This is a genomic window from Amycolatopsis mediterranei, from assembly GCF_026017845.1.
GTDB lineage: Bacteria > Actinomycetota > Actinomycetes > Mycobacteriales > Pseudonocardiaceae > Amycolatopsis > Amycolatopsis mediterranei.
This window is the reverse complement of sequence record NZ_CP100416.1, coordinates 2,403,810-2,405,872: the sequence shown is the minus strand read 5'-3', so window position 1 is coordinate 2,405,872 and position 2,063 is coordinate 2,403,810. Positions and strand designations below refer to the sequence as shown.

General features: G+C 56.0%; 3 other annotated features.

Features of this window, described 5'->3' with window-relative positions:
- Nucleotides 1-78 precede the first annotated feature (78 nt).
- Nucleotides 79-287 (bottom strand) — a sequence feature (23S ribosomal RNA rRNA prediction is too short).
- Nucleotides 288-300: 13 nt separating this feature from the next.
- Nucleotides 301-1,066 (bottom strand) — a sequence feature (23S ribosomal RNA rRNA prediction is too short).
- Nucleotides 1,067-1,073: 7 nt separating this feature from the next.
- Nucleotides 1,074-1,668, bottom strand: a sequence feature (23S ribosomal RNA rRNA prediction is too short).
- Between the last annotated feature and the right edge of the window lie 395 nt (nucleotides 1,669-2,063).

Below are 2,063 nucleotides of genomic sequence, written 5' to 3'. Positions count from 1 at the left end.
AACCATCGCCTGGCGGAGCTACCTTCCTGCGTCACCCCATCGCTTGACTACTACGAAATCAGGTCCCACGCTCCACAACACCCACTCAGCCCGAAGGCCTCACAGATGCGCTTTGGGTGGTTAGTATCAAACGCCTCGTCATGGGCGCACATGCTCGGGTACGGGAATATCAACCCGTTGTCCATCGACTACGCCTGTCGGCCTCGCCTTAGGTCCCGACTTACCCTGGGCGGATTAGCCTGGCCCAGGAACCCTTGGTCATCCGGCGGCAGAGTTTCTCACTCTGCATTCGCTACTCATGCCTGCATTCTCACTCCCACACCCTCCACGACTGGCTTCCGCCGCCGCTTCCCTGGATGCAGGACGCTCCCCTACCCATCCATACCACTAGACAAGGACTGCAAGAGTCCAAGCCGATGTATTGCATGAATGACACAGCTTCGGCGGTGTGCTTAAGCCCCGCTACATTGTCGGCGCAGGACCACTTGACCAGTGAGCTATTACGCACTCTTTCAAGGGTGGCTGCTTCTAAGCCAACCTCCTGGTTGTCTGGGCAATCCCACATCCTTTCCCACTGAGCACACACTTAGGGGCCTTAGCTGGTGTTCTGGGCTGTTTCCCTCTCGACGACGAAGCTTATCCCCCGCCGTCTCACTGCCGTACTCTAACACCACGGTATTCGGAGTTTGGTTGATTTCGGTAACCCGGTAAGGCCCCTAGACCATCCAGTAGCTCTACCCCCGCGGAGAAACATACGACGCTGCACCTAAATGCATTTCGGGGAGAACCAGCTATCACGGAGTTTGATTGGCCTTTCACCCCTACCCACAGCTCATCCCCTCAGTTTTCAACCTAAGTGGGTTCGGGCCTCCACGACGTCTTACCGTCGCTTCACCCTGGCCATGGGTAGATCACTCCGCTTCGGGTCTAGACCACGCGACTGGATCGCCCTATTCAGACTCGCTTTCGCTACGGCTACCCCACACGGGTTAACCTCGCCACGCAGCACTAACTCGCAGGCTCATTCTTCAAAAGGCACGCCATCACCCAACAAGTNNGCTCTGACGGCTTGTAGGCACACGGTTTCAGGTACTCTTTCACTCCCCTCCCGGGGTACTTTTCATCTTTCCCTCACGGTACTCGTCCGCTATCGGTCTTCAGGAAGTATTTAGGCTTACCGGGTGGTCCCGGCAGATTCACAGCAAATTCCACGAGCTCGCTGCTACTCGGGAACACCAAACAAACAACCAACAACGTGTTTTCGCGTACGGGGCTCTCACCCACTCCGGCCCGCCATCCCAAGCGGTTCCACTAACACGCGCGATCATTCCGAGGACTGTCAGATCCTCGACGCTGGGTCCCACAACACCGCCTGCACAACCCCTGACAGGTATCACATGCAAACGGTTTAGCCTCTTCCGCTTTCGCTCGCCACTACTCACGGAATCACGGTTGTTTTCTCTTCCTGCGGGTACTGAGATGTTTCACTTCCCCGCGTTCCCTCCACACACCCTATATATTCAGGTGCGGGTAACACCACATCACTGGTGCTGGGTTTCCCCATTCGGAAATCCTCGGATCACAGCTCGGTTGACAGCTCCCCGAGGCTTATCGCAGCCTCCTACGTCCTTCATCGGCTCCTGAAGCCAAGACATCCACCATGTGCCCTTAACAACTTGACCACAAAGATGCTCGCATCCACTCTACAGTTCTCAAACACCACACCAGAAACACACAACGTTTCAGGGCAGAAGCCCTGAGGCGTGTTGCCTCAGGACCCAACAGTGTGCTTCATGAACAATCCACCACCCAGCTCCACGACCGGATTTCCACGCGAAGCAAGCTCCGCAGTACTAGCCGGCGGTATCACTACCGCGATGAACCATAACCAGTAGTTCCACAATTCCTTGAGCAACCACAGCAAAACCACATTCGGGTTTTAAACTCTGGCCACCCCATCAGGTTGGTCCGGGTATCCCGGCCTGATGGATGTGTTGTGCTCCTTAGAAAGGAGGTGATCCAGCCGCACCTTCCGGTACGGCTACCTTGTTACGACTTCGTCC